1 protein-coding gene is annotated in these 324 nt (G+C 58.3%); it reads left to right on the plus strand.

Features of this window, described 5'->3' with window-relative positions; genetic code table 11:
• On the plus strand, nt 1-324 hold a 324-nt coding region (locus RTW80_RS28230; protein WP_409415332.1), incomplete at both ends, for a magnesium transporter MgtE N-terminal domain-containing protein.

The following is a 324-nucleotide window of genomic DNA, read 5'->3' on the forward strand; positions in this document are numbered from 1 at the left end:
GTATTAAAGAAAAACAGCGCCAGGCAGCGTGACCAGGAGCGTGCGCGGCTCATCTGGCTCCTGACGACCGATAAAGCGGTCACGTCAACGTTATTGGGTAAGCTAACCCTGGCTGAGCAATATGATGTCGGCACGCTGGCCGACGATATTGCTGAGGTAGGTGCGCTGGTTGCACATTTACCGCCCCCGGACCTGGCGGACACCCTGGAGGCATTGCCTTCCGAAGAGCGCCACGCCCTGTGGCGGCTGGTGCAGGATCACGAGCGCGGTCAGGTATTGCTTGAAGCCTCGGAAAACGTCTGGGATGACCTTATCGATGAGATG

The sequence above is a fragment of the Escherichia sp. AM3 genome (genome assembly GCF_032029835.1).
GTDB classification, from domain to species: domain Bacteria; phylum Pseudomonadota; class Gammaproteobacteria; order Enterobacterales; family Enterobacteriaceae; genus Escherichia; species Escherichia coli.